Source organism: Streptomyces sp. DvalAA-43 (assembly GCF_900091725.1).
Lineage (GTDB): Bacteria > Actinomycetota > Actinomycetes > Streptomycetales > Streptomycetaceae > Streptomyces > Streptomyces pulveraceus.
The window spans coordinates 444,498-464,803 of record NZ_FMBW01000044.1 but is presented as its reverse complement, the minus strand read 5'-3'; the positions used below and the strand labels follow the sequence as shown (position 1 = coordinate 464,803).

The following is a 20,306-nucleotide window of genomic DNA, read 5'->3' as shown; positions in this document are numbered from 1 at the left end:
CCGCCGACCACAGAGGAACGATGACCGCTCGCCAGGTGACCATCGAAGATGTCGCACACGCGGCCGGAGTCTCCCGCCAGACCGTCTCGAACGCCCTCAACGCACCCCACCGGCTGCGCGCCACCACCCTCGCCCGGGTCACCGCCGCCATCGACGAGCTCGGGTACCAGCCCGACCAGTCCGCCCGCAGTCTGCGCACCGGAACCCGCAAGGTCATCGGCTACCCCGCCCCCGCCGACAACCCCGCCGACCCCAACCCCCTGATGGGCGGCTTCCTCCAGGCGCTGGTGACCGCCGCCGACGCCGTGGGCCACCGCATCCTGGTGTTCCGCTCCGACCCCCAGCAGGGCGCCGGAGCAGTCGCCAGGTCGTTCAACGGCCTGATCGCGGCCCGCCAGGTCGACGGGTTCGTCCTCTCCGACGTCGTCCACGACGACCCCCGCGTCGATGTGCTCGCCGAGGCCGGTTTCCCGTTCGCCGCCTTCGGCCGTACCGCACCCGGCCGCCCGCAGAACTGGGTGGACATCGACTCCACAGCCGCCACCGCCGCCCTGACCGGACTCCTGCTCGACCAGGGCCACCGCCGGATCTGCTACCTCAACTCCGCCGCGTCCCTGCCCTGGCTCGCCGACCGCAGGGCCGGCTTCCTGCAAGCCGCGGCCGCCGCCCCCGACGGCGCCTTCGAGGTCGGTGTCCCCGACGACGACCCTGCCGCACTCTCCCATGCCGTGCAGCGCCTGCTCACCGGCCCCGACCGCCCGACCGCCCTGGTCTGCGCGACCGACTGGCTCGCCGTGACCGCCTACCAGGCCGTCCGCGCCGCGGGCCTCGCCGTCGGCGACGACGTCGCCGTCACCGGCTTCAACGACATCCCGCTCTGCGGGCTGCTCCAGCCCACCCTCACCAGCGCCCGCCTGCCCCTGGCCGCCATCGCCCACACCCTCGTCGACCGGCTGATCACCGCCGTCGAGGACCCCGCCGCCGTCCCGGCGAGCGGCCTGCTGCTTCCCGCGGAGCCGGTCGTACGCGGCAGCACACCAGAGCGGTAGCGGCAGCCGCCGACCGTCACCCGGCCCGGCGGCCCTGCGAGGGGCAGTACGGCCGACCACACCACTCGTCCGAGCCGTGCGAGATGCTCCCGGGCATCGTCGAGGAAGGCCGCCATGACCCATGTGATCGAAGCCCCCCGCGCCGAGGACGCCGAGTCCCTGGGGTCCGTGCAGTTGAGGGCCTGGCTGCAGACGTACCCCAACGAGGAGGCGGGGATAGACGAGAGATGGATACGCGAACACCGGGGCTCCGCCACCGCCGCGGAAGGGATCGCTCGGTGGCGGGAGTTCATAGCGGCAGCGGAACAACAGCCGGACCTGCTGTTCTGCCGAGTCGTCCGCACCGGAACGGAGATCGTCGGCTTCCTCTGCGGCCGCCGGGACGACGTGGTCACGCTCGGGCCGATGTATCTGCTGAACGAGGCACAGGGCGAAGGGGTCGGGGGGCGGATGATGAGCGAATTCCTGGCCTGGGCAGGAAGCGCACCCATGCGCCTGTGGGTCACCGAGTACAACGAGCGCGCGGTCCGCTTCTACGAGCGCCACGGATTCAAGGCCACAGGTGAACGGGAGATGTGGCGAGGACGGCTGCCCAACGTACGCATGGCCCGCAACTCCACGCCGGGTGACGACCTCGGCTGAGCCGCCCGGTCCCGGACTCGCTGCGACGTGGGGAACAGGACGGACGGCTTCGACCGGATCGGGATCGTCCGCGCACACGCACATATACACGTACACGTCATCGTGCATCTCCGGATCGAGGAGCGGACGTCCCGTGGAGGGCCAGCGGTCAGGTAACGGTCCATGGAACACGGCAGAGATGAGGCGCCATGCCCTCCGGACACAGATCCCTGATCACGGCCTTGCGGATCGCCCGCCATGTCTTCAAGGAGCACTCCAGCCGAACGCAAAGCTCGACCGGTTCCCGTGCACCGCTGCTCTCCCCGGGATGCTCCCAGGCCCACTGTTCCACCAGGAAGTCATATGCGTAGGCGGTCGTCATCCCACCCCCGAAGACCGTGTGCCCGACGGTCTCCCTGACGATCCGGGCGCTGCGGCACCCCACGGCCTCCTCGACGAGCCGCCTGGCCCACGCCAGCCCCTGCTCGTCGGCGTACAGGCCGAATCTCAAGGTGCGCGTCCTCATGGCATCAGCCCTTCACGGTCTTCTTCTCGGTGCGACGCTCCGCACCGTAGCCCTGGGGCATCCGGGCACGGCCGCGTTCCACCTGTTCACGAGGGACTTTGCGCGTACGGAGACGCTCTGCCCGGAACGCCCCCGCGACTTCGCCTGCCGGAGGGGCACGCGAGCCCGGCATGATCCAAACGAAGGGCCCCTGGAAGGGCCCTAGTTGTTCACGGTCGCCGGTCGGGGCGCGGGTGTGTCCGTGATGGCTGTCCACGACGCGTGTTCGGCGACCAGGCGGCGCAGCGTGCGTACTTGGCGGGGGGTGTTCCAGCCGAGTACGCCGACCACCTTCCCGTGGTGGCCGTAGGCGGCGGCGAAGCGTCCGTCGGCCGGGTTGCCGTGGAGGATCCGCATGTCCGCGTCGGGTGGGAAGATGCCGTACGCCTGGATCCTGGTGTCGTACTGGTCCGTCCAGAAGTAGGGCACGGGAGCGAATGGTTCGGTGTCGCCGAGCAGGTTGCCGGCTGCGGCCAGGGCCTGTTCGGTGGCGTTCATCCGGTGTTCCAGTCGCATGCGGGTGCCGAAGTGCGGGTTGTACCAGGAGGCGATGTCGCCGGCGGCGTAGATGCCGGGTGCGGCCTGGCACGATGCGTCGCACACCACGCCATCTCCCAGGCGCAGGCCCGAACCGGTCAGCCAGCCGGTCGCGGGCGTGGAACCGAGGGCCAGGACGACGACGTCGGCCGGCAGCGTGGTGCCGTCGCCGAGTTCCACTCCGGTGACGCGGCCGTCTGCGCCGCGCAGCCGGGTGACGGGCACGCCGCAGCGCAGGTGCGTGCCGTGGTCGCGGTGCAGGTCGGCGACGAGCGTGCCGATGCGGTCTCCGAACGGTCGGCGCACCGGGACGGGCTCCGGCTCGACCAGGGTCACCTCCAGGTTCATGGTCCGGGCTGCCGCGGCGACTTCGGTGCCGAGGAATCCGGCGCCGACCACGACCACCCGGGGCCCGGTGAGCAGGGCGGCACGCAGGCCGAGGGCGTCGTCGAGTGTGCGCAGGACGTGGACCCCGGCCAGATCGCTGTCGGGCAGGCGCCGGGGGGTTACGCCGGTGGCGATGACGAGTCCGTCGAAGCCGATGGTCTCGCGGTTGTCCAGGCGTACCTGGCGGCCCTCCGTGTCGAGGGCGGTGGCGCGCTCTCCGAGCCGCAGGTCGGCCTCCAGCCCCGCCAGGTCCTGCGGGGAGCGCAGGGTGGTCTGTTCGGGTTCCCAGGCGCCGGTGAGGATCTGCTTGGACAGCGGTGGCCGGTCGTACGGCGGAGGGGACTCCTCGCCGATCAGGGTGAGGTGGCCGCCCCAGCCCCGGCGGCGGAGGGTCTCGGCCGCGGTCAGGCCCGCGGCCGAGGCTCCCACGACGACGATCCGCTTCATTCCTCCTGCTCCTGTTCTTCCACCCAGATCACCTGGGCCGGACAGAGGACGGCGGCCTGGCGGACGTCGTCGGCCAGTTGCTCGGGCGGATGCTCGGTGAGCAGGACGACGATGCCGTCCTCCTCGCGCTGGTCGAACACGTCGGGCGCGCTCAGCACGCACTGGCCGGAGGCCACGCACTTGTTCTGGTCGACGGTCACCTTCATCGGATCCTCCTTCCCTGGGCGGCACTTGGCCGCTTTCACCAGGTCACGGGCAGTTCGTAGACGCCGTAGACGAGCCCGTCGTGTTTGAACGGGATCTCGTCGAGGTCCACCGCCAGTTGCAGGGCCGGGATGCGGCGGTACAGGGTGCTGTAGACGACCTGCAGTTCGACCCTGGCCAGCGGCTGGCCCAGGCACTGGTGGACGCCGAAGCCGAAGGCCACGTGATGGCGGGGGTTGCGGGCGATGTCGAGCCGGTCGGGGTCGGGGAAGCCGGCGGGATCGCGGTTGCCGATGTCGTTGGCGAGGATGACGCCGTCGCCGGTGCGGATGGTCCGGCCGCCGATCTCGATGTCCTCCAGGGCCACGCGGCGCCGTCCGCTGTGCACGATCGTCAGGTGGCGCAGGAGTTCCTCGACCGCCGAGGCCACGAGCCGCGGATCGCCGCTGTCGCGCAACTGGGCCAGCTGGTCGGGGTGCTGCAACAGGGCCAGGGTGCCCAGCGCGATCATGTTCGCCGTCGTCTCGTGCCCGGCGATCAGCAGCAGCATCCCCGTGTCGACCGCTTCACGCCGGGAGAGTTCACCGGCGCGGACCCGTTCGGCCAGCGTGGAGAGCAGGTCGTCTGCCGGGTGGGCGAGCTTGTCGCCGATTATCCCGTCCAGGTAGTCGACCAGCCGCTGGGTGGCGGCCCGCGCCTGCTCGGGTGTGGTGTCGCGCTTGATCAGCATCCTGCTGTTGGCCTGGAAGAAGCCGTGGTCGGCATACGGGACACCCAGCAGCTCGCAGATCACCAGCGAGGGCACAGGCAACGCGAACGCCTGGACGAGGTTCACCGGCTTCGGTCCGGCGAGCATGGCGTCGATCAGGCCGTCGACGATCTTCTGGATCGCCGGCCGCAGCGCCTCCACGCGCTTGATGGAGAAGGACGCGGTGACCATCCGGCGCAGCCGGGCGTGCTCCGGATCGTCCATCGCGATGAAGGCCCGCGACTGCGTCCGGCGCTCTTTCTGGCCCGGGCCTTGGTAGGGGTAGTGCGGGCGGGTACTGTCCGAGCTGATCCGCGGATCGCCCAGCAGCGTCCGCATGTCCTCATAGCGAGTGACCAGCCACGGGGTACTGCCGTCCCACAGCCGCACGCGGCTGATCGGAGCCTGGGCCTGAAGTGCGTACAAGTCCGGTGGCGGGTCGAACGGGCAGCCTGCCGCCCGGGGCATGGGGTAGTCCGGTAGCTCCGCCGACCGCGCATCAGCGCCGGGTGCCGAGGTAGTGCTCATACTTCTCCACCCTCTCCGGAAACTCGATCCATCCGATATCCGATAGATCTATCCGATATCCGATATGGGAGCAGGCGCCGGGACCGGGGCCCTGCACGCGTGAGGCGCGACGAGGCGGCGGAGCAGGTCGTCCTGCCTGTAGGACGAGACGCCCAAGAACACATCCCCGGGTTTCAGGAAGCCGTACCGCCACGAGTGGTGCGCAACTGCGGGGCTTCCCGGAGCGCGCGCCGGACGATGGGCAGGGCCGTGTGCATGGCCTCGCTCAATGCCCTCACGTCCTGCTCGGGCAACGCGGCCAGCAGTCCGGCCACCCGGGCATCCCCCGCCCTGCGACGCTCGGCCAGCAGCTCACGCCCGGCCTCCGTGATGCCGACGAGCCGGACGCGCCCGTCCTGGGGGTCGGCCACTCGCGACGCCAGGCCCTGGGCTTCCAGCCGCTGCACCAGCACGGTCATCGACGGCTGGGCGAGGCCCTCCGCCGCAGCCAGCACGGTCAGCCGGATCGGACCTTCCCGCTCCAGCCTGCTGAGCGTCGCGGCCGTGGTCAGACTCATGCCCTGCCAGCTCGACGAGAGCTGCCAGACCATCCCGGTGACCAGCTCGTGCAGCGCCGCCGCCACCTCCTGGGGACCCTCCTCAGAAGTCTCATCCATACCTCAATACATAGCACTCTCTATATAGAGAAAGCTATATACAAATGTCAGGACCGCCCGGAATTCTGGTCGGAACCCGGCGCCGAATCCGCAACACAACGTGCCCGCCCCGGCACCGAACCGGCCGACGGGGCTCCGTCGCTTCCGGGTCAGCCGGTCACCGGCGTGCGCACCATCACCGCGTACACGGGAGAGTCGTCGGAAGGCCTGGCCTCGTCCCGCTTCTCGTACCCCCCACCTCTCGTACAGGGCTTGCACCTTGGTGTGGGTGGAGTCGACGAGGAGCGTCACGAAGTCGATGTCGACCGACTGAATCAGTGCGTCACGCCCGCTCTGGAACGGCCTGGATACCAGGCGTCGTCGTGCTCGGCGCCGGACGGCTCAGACGGTCTGCTCAATGCCCTCGAAGATGTCCGAGTCCGTCTCCTGCCGCCAGGACGGCAAGTCGGCCCAGTCGGCGACGTACCCGGGCTTCGGTTCCTTGAAGTGCTTGAACATCTGAGCGGTCCAGCAGATCGCGACGAAGCGGCCCTTCTGCTCACGGGTGAGCCGTGCGGCGTGCCCTTCGCTGATCCTGATGAAGTCGCGCACCTGTCCGCACACAGCGGCGGCAGCCTCGCGCTCCTCCCAGGCGGGCGGCTGAACCGGAGCTCTCCCCGGTCCCGCCAACGCCCGACTCCGGAGCCACGGAACACGGCTGCCTTCGCATCCGTGAGGTCCGGTTCGAACCGGCACGACAACGGGGTGAGGCAAGGCCGGCCGATCCATACGAAAGGGCCCGCGATCTGCGAATACGCAGGTCATGGGCCCTGAGCGGCAGACGAGTCGGGCTATACGCCGGGTTCTGTCGCCCGGTCGCCTCGCGGCGGCCGGGGAGACGGCCATCCATCTAGGACCGGCATTGCTGCCGGTCTCGTGCGGTCTACCCGCGAACTTGGGCGGGCAGCCCTCGATCATTCGCGCAGGGCCGTCTTGCGACGGCCCCTCTTGACCTTGCTCCGGGTGGGGTTTACCTAGCCGCCTGAGTCACCTCAGGCGCTGGTGGTCTCTTACACCACCGTTTCACCCTTACCGAGGACCGAAGTCCCCGGCGGTCTGTTTTCTGTGGCACTGTCCCGCGGGTCACCCCGGGTGGCCGTTAGCCATCACCCTGCCCTGTGGAGCCCGGACGTTCCTCGGGGAGATCCGAGGATCCCCACGCGGCCGTCCGCCCGGCTCGTCTGCCGTGCCGACCATGCTACCCGTCCGGCGGGGGCGGCCGATCGGGGCCGGGTTCAGATGAGTTCCTCGGTCTCCAGGTCGAAGGCGAACGGTGCCGGGAGCGCGAGCCGCTTGCCGAACGGGACCGTGCAGTGCTGGCGGTAGTCATCGCCCTCCGGGTCGCTGAACAGCGTCAGCGAGGACTGCTCCCGGTCGACCAGGAGGTAGAGCGGGATGGGGCCGCGGGCGTAGCAGTGGCGCTTGTCCGCGCGGTCTGCCCGCGGCTTGGTCGAGGTGACCTCGACGACGAGGGCCACCCCGACACACGGCATCCAGGGTTCCGCTCCCCGGTACAGACGCAGCTCGGTGGGGGCGAAGGTGCCGCCGGGGATGACGTGGTTCTTGGGACAACGTCCGCCGCTTACCAGCTTCAGCCCCTTGTTCCCGGAAAAGTCCATATCGGTCCGGGCCAGCCTGATCACCTGCTTCATGATCAGGCTGATGCAGTCCTCGTGGTCCCCGTCCGGCGGCGGCGTCACGACAATTTCCCCCTCGATCAGCTCGGCCCGGAAGCCCTCCGGCGGATCCAGCGCCAAGAAGCCCTCCAGCAGGACGTCCGCCTGCGTGAGCAGCTCATGCGGCATGGCAGTCATGTCACGCCCCTTCCTCGGTCGCTCGCCGGATTGCGACATCGATGGACCCGCCGTCCGTGAGATGGGAGTACGCGCCTCGATCGTGGCACAGACGGGTGCGGAGTTGTCGGATACGGAGAGGCGCGGTGCGCGCTTGACCCTGCCGCAGCGTCAAGGTTTCTACTGGCTCCATGCGCATCGGAGAGATAGCCGCGCTCGTCGGGGTCACCTCGCGGGCGATCCGGCACTACCACCACATCGGGCTGCTGCCCGAGCCCGGACGCCGGGCCAACGGCTACCGCGTCTACAGCGTGCGGGACGCCGTGGTGCTGGCCCGGATCCGGCGGCTCACGGAGCTGGGGCTCGGGCTGGACGAGGTGCGGGACGTGCTCGCCGACGCGGCGGGGCACGAGCTCATGGAGGTGCTGGCCGGGCTGGACGCGGATCTGGCCCGGCAGGAGCGCGGGATCCGGGAGCGGCGGCGTCGGCTGGCGCGGTTGCTGGACGGGCCGGTCTGCGCCGAGGGGCCCGTGTCGCCCGCCCTCGCGGAGTTGCTGGGTACGGCGCCGGTGACCGGGTCTCCCATGGCTGCCAAGGACCGTGAGCATCTCGTACTGCTGGACACCACCGGTGTCGGCGGCGAGGTCTACGCCGCCCTGGCGCCGCTGGCCGCGGACCCGGCGCTGCACGCGTTGTACGAACGGCTGGACGCGCTGGCGGGGGCGGCCGTGGACGATGCCCGGATCGCTCCGCTCGCCGCCGAGCTGGGGGCTGCCGTGCCGGACGAGGTGCTGGCGGCGATCCCCTCGGACGGGCCGGTGATGACGGGACTGGGTGAGGCGCTGCTCGACGACTACGCGCCCGCGCAGGCCGAGGTGGTGCGCCGGGTGATGGCGGCCCTGGCGGAACGCGTGGCGGAGAGGACGGCGGGGAGGGCGGCGGGATGAGTGCGCGGCGTTTCGTCCGGCACGAGGCGCGTGCCCTGCACAGTCTCGGGCTGTGGGTGCTGCGGCGGCGTCACGCCGTACCCGAGGGAGCGCTCGCCGTCCCGTACACCGGGCCGCAGACGGCGATGATGTACGGGCTGCTGTTCGTCTCCGTGGTCGAGACGGTGATGCTGGCGCTGCTGGTCCCGTGGCCGGTCGTGCACGGGGTGCTGCTCGTACTCGATGTGTACGGGGTGGTGTTCGTCCTGGGAATGCAGGCCGCGTGCGTGACCCGGCCGCATGTGGTGGACGCCGACGGCGCGCTGCGGATCCGCTACGGCGGGCTGTTCGATCTGCGGATTCCCGCCGGTACCGTCGTCGGGGCGCGGGTCGAGCGGCGCTTTCCCGAGGGCGGTCCGGTGCGGCCGGGCGCGGACGGGGTGCTCGATGTCGTCGTCGGCGGGCAGACCACCGTGACCGTGGAGCTGGCCGCTCCGGTGGAGTTCGTGCGGCCGCTGGGGAAGCGGGGGCGGGCGCGGGTGGTCCGGTTCCACGCCGACGATCCGGGCGCGGCCGTGGCCGCGCTCACACGGGGGCGAAGAGCACCTTCGCCGAACCAGGATCCGCGCGGGCCAGCCTGACCCGCAGCCGCTCCCCCAGCGGGAGCCTCGCGTCGCCGCTCTCGATCCGGGCGACGACGGCCGGATCGTCGATGTGGACGGTGCCGGTGGTGGGTTCCCGCTCCGACACGTCGACCACGTAGGCGTCGAAGATCTCGCCGACCCGGTCCTTGAGCAGTGCGGCCTCGACCAGGTCGACGCACTCGCGCTCGACGGTGTTGGCCCGCCCGGTCCCCTCCGCCATCTCCTTCGGCAGGGCGGGCAGCGCGGCGCGTACCCACTCGGGCGGGTCCTGCTCCGCCACGGCGGCGAGGCACAGCTCGGCCGCGTACCGGTCGACGAGCCGGCGCAGCGGGGCGGTGCAGTGCGTGTAGAGGTCGGCGACGGCGGCGTGGACGGCGAGGGTGGGGAGTTCGCCGTGGCCGAAGACGGTGTAGCCGGCGCCGCGCAGCAGGGTGGTGCACTCCTGGAGGAACGCGGCGTGGTCGGCCCGCCTCGGGTCGAGGGAGCGGACGACCTGGGCGTACGGGACATGGTGCGGCCAGTCGATGTGCAGCGCCTCGGCGGAGCGGCGGAGCCGGGCCACGGCGCCGTCCGGGGCGACCGGCAAGGTGCGCAGGATACCGGTGCCGGTCTCGGCCATGAGGCGGGCGGCGGCCATGCCGGTCAGCAGGGAGAGCTGGGCGTTCCAGCCGTCGGCGGGCAGCGGGGCGCGGTATTCGAGGCCGTAGCCGCCGTCGCGTTCGACGATCTCCTGCTCGGGCACGTTGAGGGAGATGCCGCCGCGGGCGATCTCCTGTTCCTCGCGGAGCCGTCCGATCTCGCGGAGCAGGGCCAGGGGTTCCTCGGCCGTGCCGGTGTCGATCTGCCGCTGGACGCCCGCGTAGTCGAGTTTGGCGCGGCTGCGGACGAGGGCCCGGCGCACCGAGGTGGCGACGGCGGCGCCCTCGGGGTCGAGGTCGATCCGCCAGAGCACGGCTGGGCGGGTCCGCCCCGGCAGGAGGCTGGCGGCGCCCTCGGAGAGCAGGGTGGGGTGGAGCGGCACGTTGCCGTCGGGGAAGTAGAGGGTCGTCACCCGGCGGTGGGCCTCGGTGTCGAGCGCGCCGCCGGGGCGTACGAAGGCGGCGACGTCGGCGATGGCGTAGTGGACCCGGTAGCCGCGTCGGCGGCGTTCCAGGTACATGGCCTGGTCGAGGTCGGCCGAGGCGGGCGGGTCGATGGTGAGGAACGGCAGGTCCGTCGCGTCCTCGTGGTCCGCCACCGCCGGGTCCTTCGCCGCCCGCTCCGCCTCGGCGAGGACCTCGGGCGGGAAGGCGTCGCGGAAGCCGAGCCCGGTGCGCAGGGTGCGCAGGGACGCCCTCAGCGGGGTGTCGGCCGGCCCGGTCATACGGAGATGGCGGCGGGGCATGGACCGAGCGTATGGCGGGGCGGGGCGGGCGGCATCCCGGGCGGTCGGGTGGGGGCGGGTGGCGGTCCGGCCGGTCCCGGTCGCGGTCCGGGTGGCGGTCCGGCCGGTCCCGGTGTGCCCGTACGCTGGCGCGGGGGCCTGGTCCTGCCCCTCCTGTGCGTACGAAGGAGAACCACCGTGCTCGTGCTGTTGCCGCCCTCCGAAGGCAAGGCCGCCTCGGGGCGGGGGGCGCCCCTGAAGCCGGAGTCGCTCTCGCTGCCGGGGCTGGCCGGGGCGCGGGCGGCGGTCCTCGACGAGCTGGTCGAGCTGTGCGCGGCGGACCAGGAGAAGGCCCGCGAGGTGCTCGGGCTGAGCGAGGGGCTGCGCGGCGAGATCGCGAAGAACGTGGAGCTGCGCACGGCCGGGACGCGTCCGGCCGGGGAGATCTACACGGGGGTGCTGTACGACGCGCTGGACCTGGCCTCCCTGGACGCGGCGGCCAAGCGGCGGGCCGGGAAGTCGCTGCTGGTCTTCTCCGGGCTGTGGGGCGCCGTGCGGGTGGGCGACCGGATTCCTTCGTACCGCTGCTCGATGGGGGTGAAGCTGCCGGGTCTGGGCGCGCTCGGGGCGTACTGGCGCGACCCGATGGCGCGGGTGATGCCGGAGGCGGCCGGGGACGGGCTCGTCCTGGATCTGCGGTCCTCCGCCTACACGGCGGCCTGGAAGCCGAAGGGCGAGCTGGCGCAGCGCACGGCGAGCGTGCGGGTGCTGCACTCCCAGCTGGTGGACGGGGTGGAGAAGCGGTCGGTGGTCAGCCACTTCAACAAGGCGACGAAGGGGCGGATGGTCCGCGATCTGCTGGTCTCCGGCGCACGGCCGAAGGGGCCGGCGGAGCTGGTGGAGACCCTGCGCGGGCTCGGGTACGTGGTGGAGGCCGAAGCTCCGGTACGGGCCGGCCGGCCGTGGGCGCTCGATGTCGTGGTGACGGAGATCCACTGAGCCGTCGGCGGGCCACGGCCGGGGCACCGAGCCCCTCACGTTGCACCATACGCAACGCTCGTTGCGTACGGTGCATGCGTCGCGGCAAGATGAGCCCATGACCTCCTCTGTGCTGGACCTCGCCCCCGTCGTGCCCGTAGTCGTCCTGGAGGACGCAGCCGACGCGGTGCCGCTCGCGCGGGCCCTGGTCGCGGGCGGGCTCCCGGCCATCGAGGTGACGCTGCGCACCGCCGCGGCGCTGGACGCGATCGCGGCGATCGCCGCCGAGGTGCCGGACGCGGTGGTCGGGGCCGGCACGGTGATCTCCGTACGGAATGTCACCGACACCGTCGCCGCGGGGGCCCGGTTCCTGGTCAGCCCCGGCTGGACGGACAGCCTGCTGGAGGCGATGAAGGCGTCGGGGGTGCCGTTCCTGCCGGGGGTCTCCACGACGTCCGAGGTGGTCGCGCTGCTGGAGCGCGGGGTCACCGAGATGAAGTTCTTCCCGGCCGAGGCGGCCGGCGGCACGGCGTATCTGAAGGCGCTCTCCGCACCGCTGCCGCAGGCCCGCTTCTGCCCGACGGGCGGCATCTCCCCGGGCTCCGCCCCGTCCTATCTGGCACTGCCCAACGTCGGCTGCGTGGGCGGCAGTTGGATGATCCCGGCGGACGCGGTCGCGGCGAAGGACTGGGCGCGGGTGGAGCGGCTGGCGGGCGAGGCGGCGGCGCTGCGCGGCTGACGCCCCCGCCCGGCCCCGGCGGCCCCGGTCCGCCGGGCAGGTCCGGCGATGCCGCGAGCGTGCGGACCGGACGTCGCGCGGCGGACGGCAGCCCGGCGAACGGCCCTACCGCGGGCACGATCCGACGACCGGCCCTACCGCAGGTGCGAGGTGTCGTTCAGCACGCGGACCGACGCGTTGCCGTCCGCGTAGTACGCCACCGCCGAGACCGAGGCCGCCGAGAGCTCCATCCGGAACATGGCTTCCGGCGGGGCGCCGAGGGCCAGGCGGACCAGGGTCTTGATCGGCGTCACATGGGTGACCAGGAGGACCGTACGGCCCGCGTGGCGGGCGGTGAGGCGGTCGCGGGCGGCCGCCACCCGGCGGGCGACCTCGGCGAAGCTCTCGCCGCCGCCGGTGGGGGCCGCCTTCGCGGAGGCCAGCCAGGCGTCCAGGTCGGGGCCGTAGCGCTCACGCACCTCGGCGAAGGTCAGGCCCTCCCAGGCGCCGAAGTCCGTCTCGCGCAGGCCGTCCTCGATCCGGACCTCCAGGCCGAGCCGGGCCGCCACCGCGGCCGCCGTCTCGCGGCAGCGGCGCAGTGGGGAGCTGACGATCTCCTCGATCGTGCCGCGCTCGGCCAGCGACCGGGCGATGCGGTCGGCCTGGTGGCGGCCGGCCGCGGAGAGTTCGGGGTCGCTGCCGCCGCTGCCCGAGAACCGCTTCTCGGGGGTGAGGGCCGTCTCACCGTGCCGGAGCAGGACGAAGGTGGCGGGCGCGCCGAGATCGGGCGCCGCGCCCCAGCCGACCTGAGGCGCCGTCTTGGGGGCCTTGGCGGCCGCTCCCGGCCGGGAGGCCAGGGCCGCGCGGGCCTTCGCCGCGCCCGCCGCCGCGTCGCCGGGCGGGCCGGACACCGGAGGCAGGCCGGCGGTGGCCGAGGGCCGGGGGGTGTCGAGGGCGGCCGTGGACGCGGACGGCTCCCACTGCTCGCCGCGCTTGCCCGCGTCCATCGCCTCGTTGGCGAGCCGGTCGGCGTGCTTGTTCTTCTCGCGCGGGATCCACTCGTACGTGACGGCGGAGGCCGGCAGGATCCTGGCGGCCTCCGCGGCGAGCGGCTTCATGTCGGGGTGCTTGATCTTCCAGCGGCCCGACATCTGTTCCACGACCAGCTTGGAGTCCATCCGGACCCGTACCCGGAGCGCGCCGTCGGCCGAGGCGTCCGGCACCAGCGCCTTCGCCGCCCGCAGGCCCGCGATGAGGCCCTTGTACTCGGCGACGTTGTTCGTCGCGACGCCGATGTACTCGGCGGCCTCGGCGAGGGTCTCGCCCGTCACCGGGTCGATGACGACCGCTCCGTATCCGGCGGGTCCGGGGTTGCCCCGGGATCCGCCGTCGGCCTCGATGACGAACTGGCGCGGCTGGGTCATTACAGGCCCGACTCCGCCGTACGGACCAGGATGCGACGGCAGTTCTCGCAGCGCAGGACGGTGTCCGGGGAGGCCGCCTTCACGTCGTTGACCTCGGTGATGTTCAGTTCGAGGCGGCAGCCCTCGCAGCGGCGCTGGTAGAGGCGGGCGGCGCCGACCCCGCCCTGCTGGACGCGGAGCTTGTCGTACAGCTTCAGCAGGTCCGCGGGGACGGAACCGGCGACGACCTCGCGCTCCTTGGTGACGGTCGCGGCCTGCTCGTCGAGCTCCTTGGTCGCGGCGTCGCGGCGGGCGGTCGCGTCGTCGGCCTTGGCCTGGACGGCGGAGACCCGGTCGGACAGCTCGGTGACGCGCTCCTGGGCGGACTCGCGGCGCTCCATCACTTCGAGGACGACGTCCTCCAGGTCGCCCTGGCGCTTGGCCAGCGAGGTGATCTCGCGCTGGAGGCTCTCCAGGTCCTTCGGCGAGGTGACCGCGCCGGAGTCGAGACGCTGCTGGTCGCGGGCGGCGCGCTGGCGCACCTGGTCGACGTCCTGCTCCGCCTTGGTCTGCTCGCGGGCGGTGTCGCTCTCCTCGGTCTGCGAGGCGACCAGCAGGTCGCGCAGTTGCGCGAGGTCGCTGGTGAGCGACTCGATCTCGGCGTGCTCGGGCAGCGACTTGCGCCGGTGCGCGAGCTGCGACAGGCGTACGTCGAGGGCCTGGACGTCGAGAAGTCGGATCTGGTCGGCGGGCGCGGCGTTCAGTTGGGGGCTCCAGAAGAGTGGTGGGTGGTGGTGGTCCAGGGGTCGGTGACCTGCTTCGAGACATGGACCCGCAGGTCCCATCCGTGGCGGTCGGAAATCGCGTCGAGCTGGGCCGCGGCCTGTTCGCACCAGGGCCACTCGGTGGCCCAGTGCGCGGCGTCGATCAGGCCCAGCGGGGATTGCTGGACGGCTTCGGAGGCCGGGTGGTGGCGCAGGTCGGCGGTGAGGAAGGCGTCGACGCCCGCGGCGCGCACCGCGTCGAAGAGGCTGTCGCCGGAGCCGCCGCTGACGGCGACGGTGCGCACCGTCGCCGAGGGGTCGCCGGCGAGCCGGATACCCTGCGCGGTGGCGGGCAGCCGGGCGGCCGCGCGGGCGGCGAACTCGGCCAGGGTCTCGGGGTGGTCGAGCACGCAGATCCGGCCGAGGCCGCGTCGGCCCCCGGGGTCGGACGGGTCCGGTACGAGCGGGCCCTCGACGCGCAGGTCGAGCGCGCCGGCCAGGGCGTCGGAGACGCCCGGGTCGGCGGTGTCTGCGTTGGTGTGGGCGACGTGCAGCGCGATGTCGTGCTTGATGAGGGTGTGCACGACGCGGCCCTTGAAGGTGTCGGCCGCGACCGTCGTCGTACCCCGCAGATAAAGGGGGTGGTGGGTGACGATCAGCTGGGCGCCGAGCCGGATCGCCTCGTCGGCGATCTCGTGGACGGGGTCGACGGCGAAGAGCACGCGGTCGACGACGGCGTCCGGGTCTCCGCAGACGGTACCGACCGCGTCCCAGCCTTCGGCCCGCTCGGGCGGCCAGAGAGCGTCGAGCTCGGCGAGGACATCAGACAGACGGGGCACAAGCAAAGGCTACCTGCCCGCCGTACCCCGTCGCCCAGGGCTGTGGCAGTCCGTGCGGACCGCCACAGCCTGCTCGGCACCCGTCGCTTCACGAGGCCGGCCACGGCCCGCTCGCGACCGTCGCTTCACGAGGCCGCCGAGGACTACTTCACGAGGTCGGCGCGGAGGTCGTCGAGGACCAGGTCGGCCGCCGTGACACCGAGGCCGAGGTACCAGGTCTCGTCGGAGACGTCCTTCGCCCGGCCCTCCTTGACGGCCTTGAGGTTCTTCCACAGCGGGTTGGCCTGGGTGGTGTCGCGCTTGGTGGCCTTCACGTCGCCGTAGACGCCGGTGAAGATCCAGTCGGCGTCGGCCTCGTCGATCTTCTCCGGGCTGATCTCGGCGGCGAGGTCGTCGATCTGCTGGTTCTTGGGCCGGGGCAGACCGGTGTCCTCAAGGATGGTGCCGATGAAGGAGGCCTTGGCGTAGAGGCGGATGCGGTCCGGCAGGTAGCGGACCATGGAGATGGTCGGCTTCTTCGGGCCGATGTCCTCGCCGAGCTTCTTGGCCTTCGCCTCGTATGCGCCGAGCTCGCTCTCCGCCTTGGCCGTCCGGTCCAGCGCGGCGGCGTTGAGGAGGTAGTTCTCCTTCCAGGTGAAGCCCGGACGGATGGAGAACACGGTCGGCGCGATCTTGGAGAGCGCGTCGTACTTGTCGGCGGCGCGCAGCTGGCTGCCGAGGATCAGGTCGGGCTTCAGGCCGGCGATCGCCTCAAGGTTGAGGTTGTTGATCGTGCCGACGTTCTTGGGGTCGCCCGCGTCCTTCTTCAGGTACGAGGGAATGGCCGCGTCGCCCTCGGAGGGGGCGTAGCCGACCGGCTTCACACCCAGCGACACGACGTTGTCGAACTCGCCGACGTCCAGCACGACCACACGCTTGGGGGCGGACTTGATCTCCGTCTTGCCCATGGCGTGGGTGAGAGTGCGGGGGAACTGTCCGGCCTTGGCGTCCGTCCCGTACGCCGCCGTCTTCTTCGCGGCGTCACCGAAGTCCTTGCCGCCCGTGGCGACGGCCGCCTTCTTGTCGCCGCCGTCGGACTTGGCCGAGCCGCCGGAGCCCCCGTCGTCGCTCCCGCAGGCGGAGAGGGAAAGGGCGGCGGCCACCGCCAGGCCGACTGCGGCGGTACCGCGGCGACGAAGGGACATCTCTTGCTCCAGTTGTGACGAAGGTTGCGACGAACACACCAATAGTGCTTAGGGCTGCCTAACCTTACTCATTGGTCTCATGACCAGCACAGCCACCCCCTCCCCCACAGGCGAACCCGGGCATCGCCACCCTTATGTGTGAAGTGGTGGGTCTCGCGTTGTCCGGCAGGAAGTGCGAAAACTACCTTCGGTTACCGGAGGTGACCAGCCATGACTGCCTGTGCCATCGAGAACGGGACCGCGGGGGCGACCGGGACCGCCGGGGACGGCCTGCCGGACGGACCGGACGGCCCCGCCACGCCCCTCGGGGCGCCCCCCGTCGCGCCCGTGTTCACGATCGCCGCGGACGGTTCGTACGCGGCCCGGCTCGCGCTCGCGGACGTGGCGGCGGAGGCGTCCGACGAGGGCGGCGGGGCGTGGTTCGTGGAGCGCTGGACGCTCGACGGGCCCGAGCCCTACGCCGTACCGCTCCCCCTCGACCAGCCGGAGGAGCCGGACTCCGAGGTGCTGCCGCTGGCCGACGGGCGGGTGCTGATCCGGCGCCGGGTCGCGGACCGGCACACGGTGTCGCTGCTCTACCCGACCGGCCCCGGGACCGGTGAACTCCCGCTCGGCGCCGTGGCCTGCCCGGATCTGACCCTGCTGCCGCCGTCGCCGGACGGGGTGAGCGCGTACGCGCTGTCGGCCGGTGCGCACTCCACCTCCGTCTGGCAGGTGGCGGGCGGCGCCTTCGGCCCCGAGCCGGTCGCGGAGGTTCCGGGGCGCTGCTCCGGTGGCGTCTGGCTGGACCGGGCGGGCCGGATGCTGGCCCTGGACCGGGAGATGCCGGGCGGCGGCCCGGTCAAGGCGGTCGCCGTGGACCTGGAGCGGGGCGGCGAGGTGACGCCGCTCCTCCAGATCGCACCGGACAGCAACGACCGGCTGCTGCTCGCCGACCCGGACAGCGGACTGCTGCTGCTCCGCTCGGACGCGCCGGGGCACGACCGGCTGGGGTGGGGTGTGCTCGGCAGCTGTCTGCCGGTGCGCTTCCCGGAGTGCCTGCGCCCGGCCGATGTGGCGGTGACGCCGTTCGCCGTGCAGCCGGGCCAGGTGCTGACGCCGGAGAGCTGCGCGGTGGCGCTGCGGATCGACGGGGCGGCGGGCAGCTGGGTCGGGGTGTGGCGCCCGGCGGGGCGGCGGCTGCATCAGTTCGCCGCCCCCGAGGGGTGGCAGGCCGGCCGCGGGGTGTGGGCCCGGGACGGTGTGCTCAGGCTGCCGTACGCCGACGGGAACGTGGCGTGCGGGGTGGCGCTGCTGGAGGCGCCGGTGGACGACGAACCCTGCGTACCGGCGTCGGCGGAACCCGGCGCGGAAGCCGGTGCGGAAAGCGGTATGCAACCGTCCGGCGCCACCGCGCCTCTATCCGTGTGCAAGCCGGTTCCACTGGGACAGGCGCCTCTCACGGGGCGCATGACGCCTGGTTAAAATCTGGACCCGGGCTACGCAGCCGTACCCGGCGGTCGCCTGCGGTGACCGCTCCGTGTCGCGGTTGGCGATCGGCCTGGTGACACACACGTAAGCGATCGCAACGGGGTGACTTCCCACATGTCTCAAGCCCGAACCGACCCGACCCAGACGCGTCCGCAGGACGCGGACCGGGCCGAAGCCGGCGGCTACGGAAAGCACCGAGGGGGTGAGTCGATGGACGACACGTCTGCAGAGCCGCACGGCCGCCACCGCCGCCCCTCCGAGGGGGACCGCCGGGCGGCCTGACCGCGCGGTACAGCGACGGGGGACGGGTGGGCCCCGGCAGCCGGAAACGGCCGCCGGGGCCCGCCCGTTTCCCCCGGCGTCCTCGTCAGCCCCGCTTGAGCCCGAGCACCTCCGCCGCGGCGAAGGTCTCGTTCGGCGGGCGGTCCTCGTAGTACGGCGAGACCAGCTCGTCCAGTTCGTCGAAGGAGAACGTCTCCTTCGAGGAGTCGAACTTCGCCACGACCCTGGGGCGTTCGACGATCGCGACCATCCCGCCGTGCACCACGAGCAGCTGCCCGTTGACCTTGGCGGCGGCAGGCGAGGCCAGATAGCCGACCAGCGGCGCGACATGCTCGGGGGCGAGCGCGTCGAGCCGGCCGTCCGCAGGCTCCTGGAAGCCCGCGAAGACGTCCTCGGTCATCCGGGTGCGGGCCCGCGGGCAGATGACGTTGGCGGTGACCCCGTACCGGGCCAGGGCCAGGGCCGTGGAGGTGGTGAGGCCGACGATGCCGCCCTTGGCCGCCGCGTAGTTCGGCTGGCCCGCCGAACCGGCCAGGAACGCCTCCGACGAGGTGTTGACGATCCGGCCGTGAACCGGGCCGCCGGACGCCTTGGAGCGGGCGCGCCAGTGGGCGGCGGCGAAGTGCGTGGTGTTGAAGTGACCCTTGAGGTGGACCCTGATGACGGAGTCCCACTCGTCCTCCGTCATCGAGAAGATCATCCGGTCGCGCAGGATGCCCGCGTTGTTGACCAGGATGTCGAGCTTTCCGTAGGTGTCGACGGCCAGCTCCACCAGGGCGCGGGCCTGTTCGTGGTCGGAGACGTCGCCGAGGTGGGCGATCGCCCGGCCGCCCGCGGCCCGGATCTCCTCGGCGACCTCCTCGGCGGGAGTCGCGGACGCCTCGCCGGAGCCGTCGCGGCCCGGCTGCCCGTAGTCGTTGACGACCACGGACGCGCCCAGCCGCGCCAGTTCCAGCGCTTCGGCGCGGCCGAGGCCGCGGCCCGCACCGGTGACGATCGCGGACCTGCCGTCCAGGGGAAGTGACATCGGAATCTCTCCAGTCCTCTCGGGAGGGGCGGTGGTCAGAGCTCGATGCAGGTGCGCAGCGACTCGCCGGTCCGCATCTGGTCGAGTGCGTCGTTGATCCCGTCGAGCCGCACCCGGTGGGTGATCATCGATTCGAGGTCGATCCGGCCGGCCCGCCAGAGCGCGATGGCCCGTTCGTACGAGCGGAGCACATCGCCTCCGCCGTACATGGAGGGCAGGATCCGCTTCTCGTCGAAGAACAGCTCGAACATGTTGACCTGGAAGTTGTCGTCCATCGCGCCCGCGCCGACGATGCACAGGGTGCCGCCGCGCCGGGTGTTCTCGTACGCGGTGCGTGCGGTGGCCGACTTGCCGACGACCTCGAAGACGTAGTCGAAGCCCTCGCCCGCGGTGACCCGCTGTTTGGCGTCGGCGAACTCGTCGGGCGACACCGCCTCGGTCGCGCCGAACCGCAGGGCCGCCTCGCGCCGGGAGGCGACCGGGTCCACGGCCACGATCTGGGCGGCGCCCTGCACCCTGGCGCCCTGGATCGTGGAGATGCCGACGCCGCCGCAGCCGATCACGGCCACCGACGAACCCGCCTCCACCTGTGCGGTGTTGATGGCCGCGCCGAGTCCGGTGGTCACCCCGCAGCCGATCAGCGCGGCGATCTCGAACGGCACGTCGTCGGGGATCGGCACCGCGCAGCCCGCGCCGACGACGACCTCCTCGGTGAAGGTGCCGGTGCCCGCGAAGCCGAATACGTCGGAACTTCCGCCGGAGCGCTTGAAGTTGGGGGTGCCCGCGTTCATGAAGCCCGCCAGGCAGAGCTGGGTCTGGCCACGCTTGCAGGACGGACACGCCCCGCAGGCGGGCAGCCAGCAGACCAGCACCCTGTCCCCCGCGCTCAGCCCGGTGACGCCGTCACCGACGTCCAGGACCTCACCGGCGCCCTCGTGGCCCGGGATGAACGGGGCGGGCTGTGGCAGTACCCCGTTCATCGCGGAGATGTCGGAGTGGCAGAGCCCGGTGGCCCTGATACGGAGCCTGACCTTGCCGGGGCCGAAGCCCACCGCCTCGACGTCGTCGAGGACCTCCAGTTTGTCCTGGCCGATCTCGTGCAGTACGGCTGCGCGCATGGTGCGGCTCCCCTCA

20 protein-coding genes, 1 other RNA gene and 1 pseudogene are annotated in these 20,306 nt (G+C 72.0%); 7 read left to right on the top strand and 15 right to left on the bottom strand.

The window, feature by feature from the left end:
- Positions 1 to 20: 20 nt before the first annotated feature.
- Both GA0115234_RS18945 and GA0115234_RS18940 read left to right on the top strand, forming a co-directional pair.
- Positions 21 to 1,049: a LacI family DNA-binding transcriptional regulator gene (locus GA0115234_RS18945; RefSeq protein ID WP_093543132.1), complete on the top strand. Its 1,029-nt coding sequence runs from the start codon at positions 21 to 23 to the stop codon at positions 1,047 to 1,049.
- 114 nt (positions 1,050 to 1,163) lie between these two features.
- On the top strand, positions 1,164 to 1,691 hold the full coding sequence (locus GA0115234_RS18940; RefSeq protein ID WP_093543130.1) for a GNAT family N-acetyltransferase: 528 nt from the start codon (positions 1,164 to 1,166) through the stop codon (positions 1,689 to 1,691).
- A 148-nt stretch (positions 1,692 to 1,839) separates the two neighbouring features.
- On the opposite strand, the gene GA0115234_RS18935 is transcribed toward GA0115234_RS18940, so the two are convergent.
- From GA0115234_RS18935 to GA0115234_RS18895, 8 genes and pseudogenes are all read right to left on the bottom strand, one after another.
- A complete protein-coding gene (locus GA0115234_RS18935) occupies positions 1,840 to 2,196 on the bottom strand; it encodes a hypothetical protein (RefSeq protein ID WP_093543129.1) in 357 nt (118 codons plus the stop codon).
- Positions 2,197 to 2,397: 201 nt separating this feature from the next.
- Entirely contained in the window at positions 2,398 to 3,606 is a 1,209-nt protein-coding gene (locus GA0115234_RS18930) for an NAD(P)/FAD-dependent oxidoreductase (RefSeq protein WP_093543127.1), read from the bottom strand.
- On the bottom strand, positions 3,603 to 3,812 hold the full coding sequence (locus GA0115234_RS18925; RefSeq protein WP_093543126.1) for a ferredoxin: 210 nt from the start codon (positions 3,810 to 3,812) through the stop codon (positions 3,603 to 3,605). The genes GA0115234_RS18930 and GA0115234_RS18925 overlap by 4 nt, the downstream gene beginning before the upstream one ends.
- 35 nt (positions 3,813 to 3,847) lie before the next feature.
- A complete protein-coding gene (locus tag GA0115234_RS18920) occupies positions 3,848 to 5,086 on the bottom strand; it encodes a cytochrome P450 (protein WP_093543124.1) in 1,239 nt (412 codons plus the stop codon).
- A 173-nt stretch (positions 5,087 to 5,259) separates the two neighbouring features.
- Entirely contained in the window at positions 5,260 to 5,742 is a 483-nt protein-coding gene (locus GA0115234_RS18915) for a MarR family winged helix-turn-helix transcriptional regulator (protein WP_093543122.1), read from the bottom strand.
- A gap of 381 nt (positions 5,743 to 6,123) precedes the next feature.
- A pseudogene (locus tag GA0115234_RS18905) lies at positions 6,124 to 6,384 on the bottom strand (hypothetical protein); the annotation flags it as partial.
- A gap of 175 nt (positions 6,385 to 6,559) precedes the next feature.
- Positions 6,560 to 6,961: RNase P RNA component class A (gene rnpB, locus GA0115234_RS18900), an RNA gene on the bottom strand.
- Positions 6,962 to 7,016: 55 nt separating this feature from the next.
- On the bottom strand, positions 7,017 to 7,586 hold the full coding sequence (locus GA0115234_RS18895) for a Uma2 family endonuclease (RefSeq protein WP_093543119.1): 570 nt from the start codon (positions 7,584 to 7,586) through the stop codon (positions 7,017 to 7,019).
- A gap of 179 nt (positions 7,587 to 7,765) precedes the next feature.
- Here GA0115234_RS18895 and GA0115234_RS18890 point away from each other — a divergent pair, with 179 nt between their 5' ends.
- Together GA0115234_RS18890 and GA0115234_RS18885 are read left to right on the top strand one after the other, a co-directional pair.
- Positions 7,766 to 8,521, top strand: a complete 756-nt coding sequence (locus GA0115234_RS18890) for a MerR family transcriptional regulator (RefSeq protein ID WP_093543117.1) — start codon at positions 7,766 to 7,768, stop codon at positions 8,519 to 8,521.
- A complete protein-coding gene (locus GA0115234_RS18885; protein ID WP_093543116.1) occupies positions 8,518 to 9,141 on the top strand; it encodes a hypothetical protein in 624 nt (207 codons plus the stop codon). The genes GA0115234_RS18890 and GA0115234_RS18885 overlap by 4 nt, the downstream gene beginning before the upstream one ends.
- On the opposite strand, the gene GA0115234_RS18880 is transcribed toward GA0115234_RS18885, so the two are convergent.
- A complete protein-coding gene (locus GA0115234_RS18880; RefSeq protein WP_237541504.1) occupies positions 9,086 to 10,528 on the bottom strand; it encodes an RNB domain-containing ribonuclease in 1,443 nt (480 codons plus the stop codon). The two genes, GA0115234_RS18885 and GA0115234_RS18880, sit on opposite strands and share 56 nt — an antisense overlap.
- Positions 10,529 to 10,705: 177 nt before the next feature.
- Here GA0115234_RS18880 and yaaA point away from each other — a divergent pair, with 177 nt between their 5' ends.
- Positions 10,706 to 11,506, top strand: coding sequence for a peroxide stress protein YaaA (gene yaaA, locus GA0115234_RS18875; RefSeq protein ID WP_093543114.1), 801 nt, complete (start codon positions 10,706 to 10,708; stop codon positions 11,504 to 11,506).
- Between the two features lie 97 nt (positions 11,507 to 11,603).
- Positions 11,604 to 12,224 carry a bifunctional 4-hydroxy-2-oxoglutarate aldolase/2-dehydro-3-deoxy-phosphogluconate aldolase gene (eda, locus tag GA0115234_RS18870; RefSeq protein WP_093543113.1) on the top strand — a complete coding sequence of 207 codons (621 nt, stop codon included), beginning with the start codon at positions 11,604 to 11,606 and terminating at the stop codon, positions 12,222 to 12,224.
- A gap of 134 nt (positions 12,225 to 12,358) precedes the next feature.
- Here the strand turns inward: eda and GA0115234_RS18865 are convergent, their stop codons facing one another.
- From GA0115234_RS18865 to GA0115234_RS18850, 4 genes are all read right to left on the bottom strand, one after another.
- Positions 12,359 to 13,627 carry a bifunctional RNase H/acid phosphatase gene (locus GA0115234_RS18865; protein ID WP_093543111.1) on the bottom strand — a complete coding sequence of 423 codons (1,269 nt, stop codon included), beginning with the start codon at positions 13,625 to 13,627 and terminating at the stop codon, positions 12,359 to 12,361.
- A complete protein-coding gene (locus tag GA0115234_RS18860) occupies positions 13,627 to 14,370 on the bottom strand; it encodes a zinc ribbon domain-containing protein (RefSeq protein ID WP_202553893.1) in 744 nt (247 codons plus the stop codon). Before GA0115234_RS18860 ends, GA0115234_RS18865 begins: the two co-directional genes overlap by 1 nt.
- The gene (locus tag GA0115234_RS18855) at positions 14,367 to 15,209 is read right to left on the bottom strand and encodes a Nif3-like dinuclear metal center hexameric protein (protein ID WP_093543108.1); all 843 of its coding nucleotides are present in this window, start codon (positions 15,207 to 15,209) and stop codon (positions 14,367 to 14,369) included. The genes GA0115234_RS18860 and GA0115234_RS18855 overlap by 4 nt, the downstream gene beginning before the upstream one ends.
- 143 nt (positions 15,210 to 15,352) lie before the next feature.
- Positions 15,353 to 16,393, bottom strand: a complete 1,041-nt coding sequence (locus GA0115234_RS18850; RefSeq protein WP_093543107.1) for an ABC transporter substrate-binding protein — start codon at positions 16,391 to 16,393, stop codon at positions 15,353 to 15,355.
- Between the two features lie 210 nt (positions 16,394 to 16,603).
- Here GA0115234_RS18850 and GA0115234_RS18845 point away from each other — a divergent pair, with 210 nt between their 5' ends.
- The gene (locus GA0115234_RS18845) at positions 16,604 to 17,857 is read left to right on the top strand and encodes a hypothetical protein (RefSeq protein ID WP_093543105.1); all 1,254 of its coding nucleotides are present in this window, start codon (positions 16,604 to 16,606) and stop codon (positions 17,855 to 17,857) included.
- Between the two features lie 373 nt (positions 17,858 to 18,230).
- On the opposite strand, the gene GA0115234_RS18840 is transcribed toward GA0115234_RS18845, so the two are convergent.
- Positions 18,231 to 19,172, bottom strand: coding sequence for a 3-oxoacyl-ACP reductase (locus GA0115234_RS18840; RefSeq protein ID WP_093543104.1), 942 nt, complete (start codon positions 19,170 to 19,172; stop codon positions 18,231 to 18,233).
- A 35-nt stretch (positions 19,173 to 19,207) separates the two neighbouring features.
- Positions 19,208 to 20,290 (bottom strand): Zn-dependent alcohol dehydrogenase, encoded by a 1,083-nt coding sequence (locus tag GA0115234_RS18835; RefSeq protein WP_093543102.1) that lies wholly within the window; start codon positions 20,288 to 20,290, stop codon positions 19,208 to 19,210.
- Positions 20,291 to 20,306: the final 16 nt, after the last annotated feature.

Bases quoted from the DNA above. Each gene is read 5' to 3' on its own strand.
- GA0115234_RS18840 (WP_093543104.1), bottom strand. From the start codon at position 19,172: ATGTCACTTCCCCTGGACGGCAGGTCCGCGATCGTCACCGGTGCGGGC.
- GA0115234_RS18880 (WP_237541504.1), bottom strand. From the start codon at position 10,528: ATGCCCCGCCGCCATCTCCGTATGACCGGGCCGGCCGACACCCCGCTG.
- GA0115234_RS18940 (WP_093543130.1), top strand. From the start codon at position 1,164: ATGACCCATGTGATCGAAGCCCCCCGCGCCGAGGACGCCGAGTCCCTG.
- GA0115234_RS18895 (WP_093543119.1), bottom strand. From the start codon at position 7,586: ATGCCGCATGAGCTGCTCACGCAGGCGGACGTCCTGCTGGAGGGCTTC.
- GA0115234_RS18945 (WP_093543132.1), top strand. From the start codon at position 21: ATGACCGCTCGCCAGGTGACCATCGAAGATGTCGCACACGCGGCCGGA.
- GA0115234_RS18865 (WP_093543111.1), bottom strand. From the start codon at position 13,627: ATGACCCAGCCGCGCCAGTTCGTCATCGAGGCCGACGGCGGATCCCGG.
- GA0115234_RS18930 (WP_093543127.1), bottom strand. From the start codon at position 3,606: ATGAAGCGGATCGTCGTCGTGGGAGCCTCGGCCGCGGGCCTGACCGCG.
- GA0115234_RS18835 (WP_093543102.1), bottom strand. From the start codon at position 20,290: ATGCGCGCAGCCGTACTGCACGAGATCGGCCAGGACAAACTGGAGGTC.
- GA0115234_RS18885 (WP_093543116.1), top strand. From the start codon at position 8,518: ATGAGTGCGCGGCGTTTCGTCCGGCACGAGGCGCGTGCCCTGCACAGT.
- GA0115234_RS18925 (WP_093543126.1), bottom strand. From the start codon at position 3,812: ATGAAGGTGACCGTCGACCAGAACAAGTGCGTGGCCTCCGGCCAGTGC.
- GA0115234_RS18850 (WP_093543107.1), bottom strand. From the start codon at position 16,393: ATGTCCCTTCGTCGCCGCGGTACCGCCGCAGTCGGCCTGGCGGTGGCC.
- GA0115234_RS18890 (WP_093543117.1), top strand. From the start codon at position 7,766: ATGCGCATCGGAGAGATAGCCGCGCTCGTCGGGGTCACCTCGCGGGCG.
- GA0115234_RS18920 (WP_093543124.1), bottom strand. From the start codon at position 5,086: ATGAGCACTACCTCGGCACCCGGCGCTGATGCGCGGTCGGCGGAGCTA.
- GA0115234_RS18845 (WP_093543105.1), top strand. From the start codon at position 16,604: ATGACTGCCTGTGCCATCGAGAACGGGACCGCGGGGGCGACCGGGACC.
- GA0115234_RS18915 (WP_093543122.1), bottom strand. From the start codon at position 5,742: ATGGATGAGACTTCTGAGGAGGGTCCCCAGGAGGTGGCGGCGGCGCTG.
- GA0115234_RS18935 (WP_093543129.1), bottom strand. From the start codon at position 2,196: ATGAGGACGCGCACCTTGAGATTCGGCCTGTACGCCGACGAGCAGGGG.
- eda (WP_093543113.1), top strand. From the start codon at position 11,604: ATGACCTCCTCTGTGCTGGACCTCGCCCCCGTCGTGCCCGTAGTCGTC.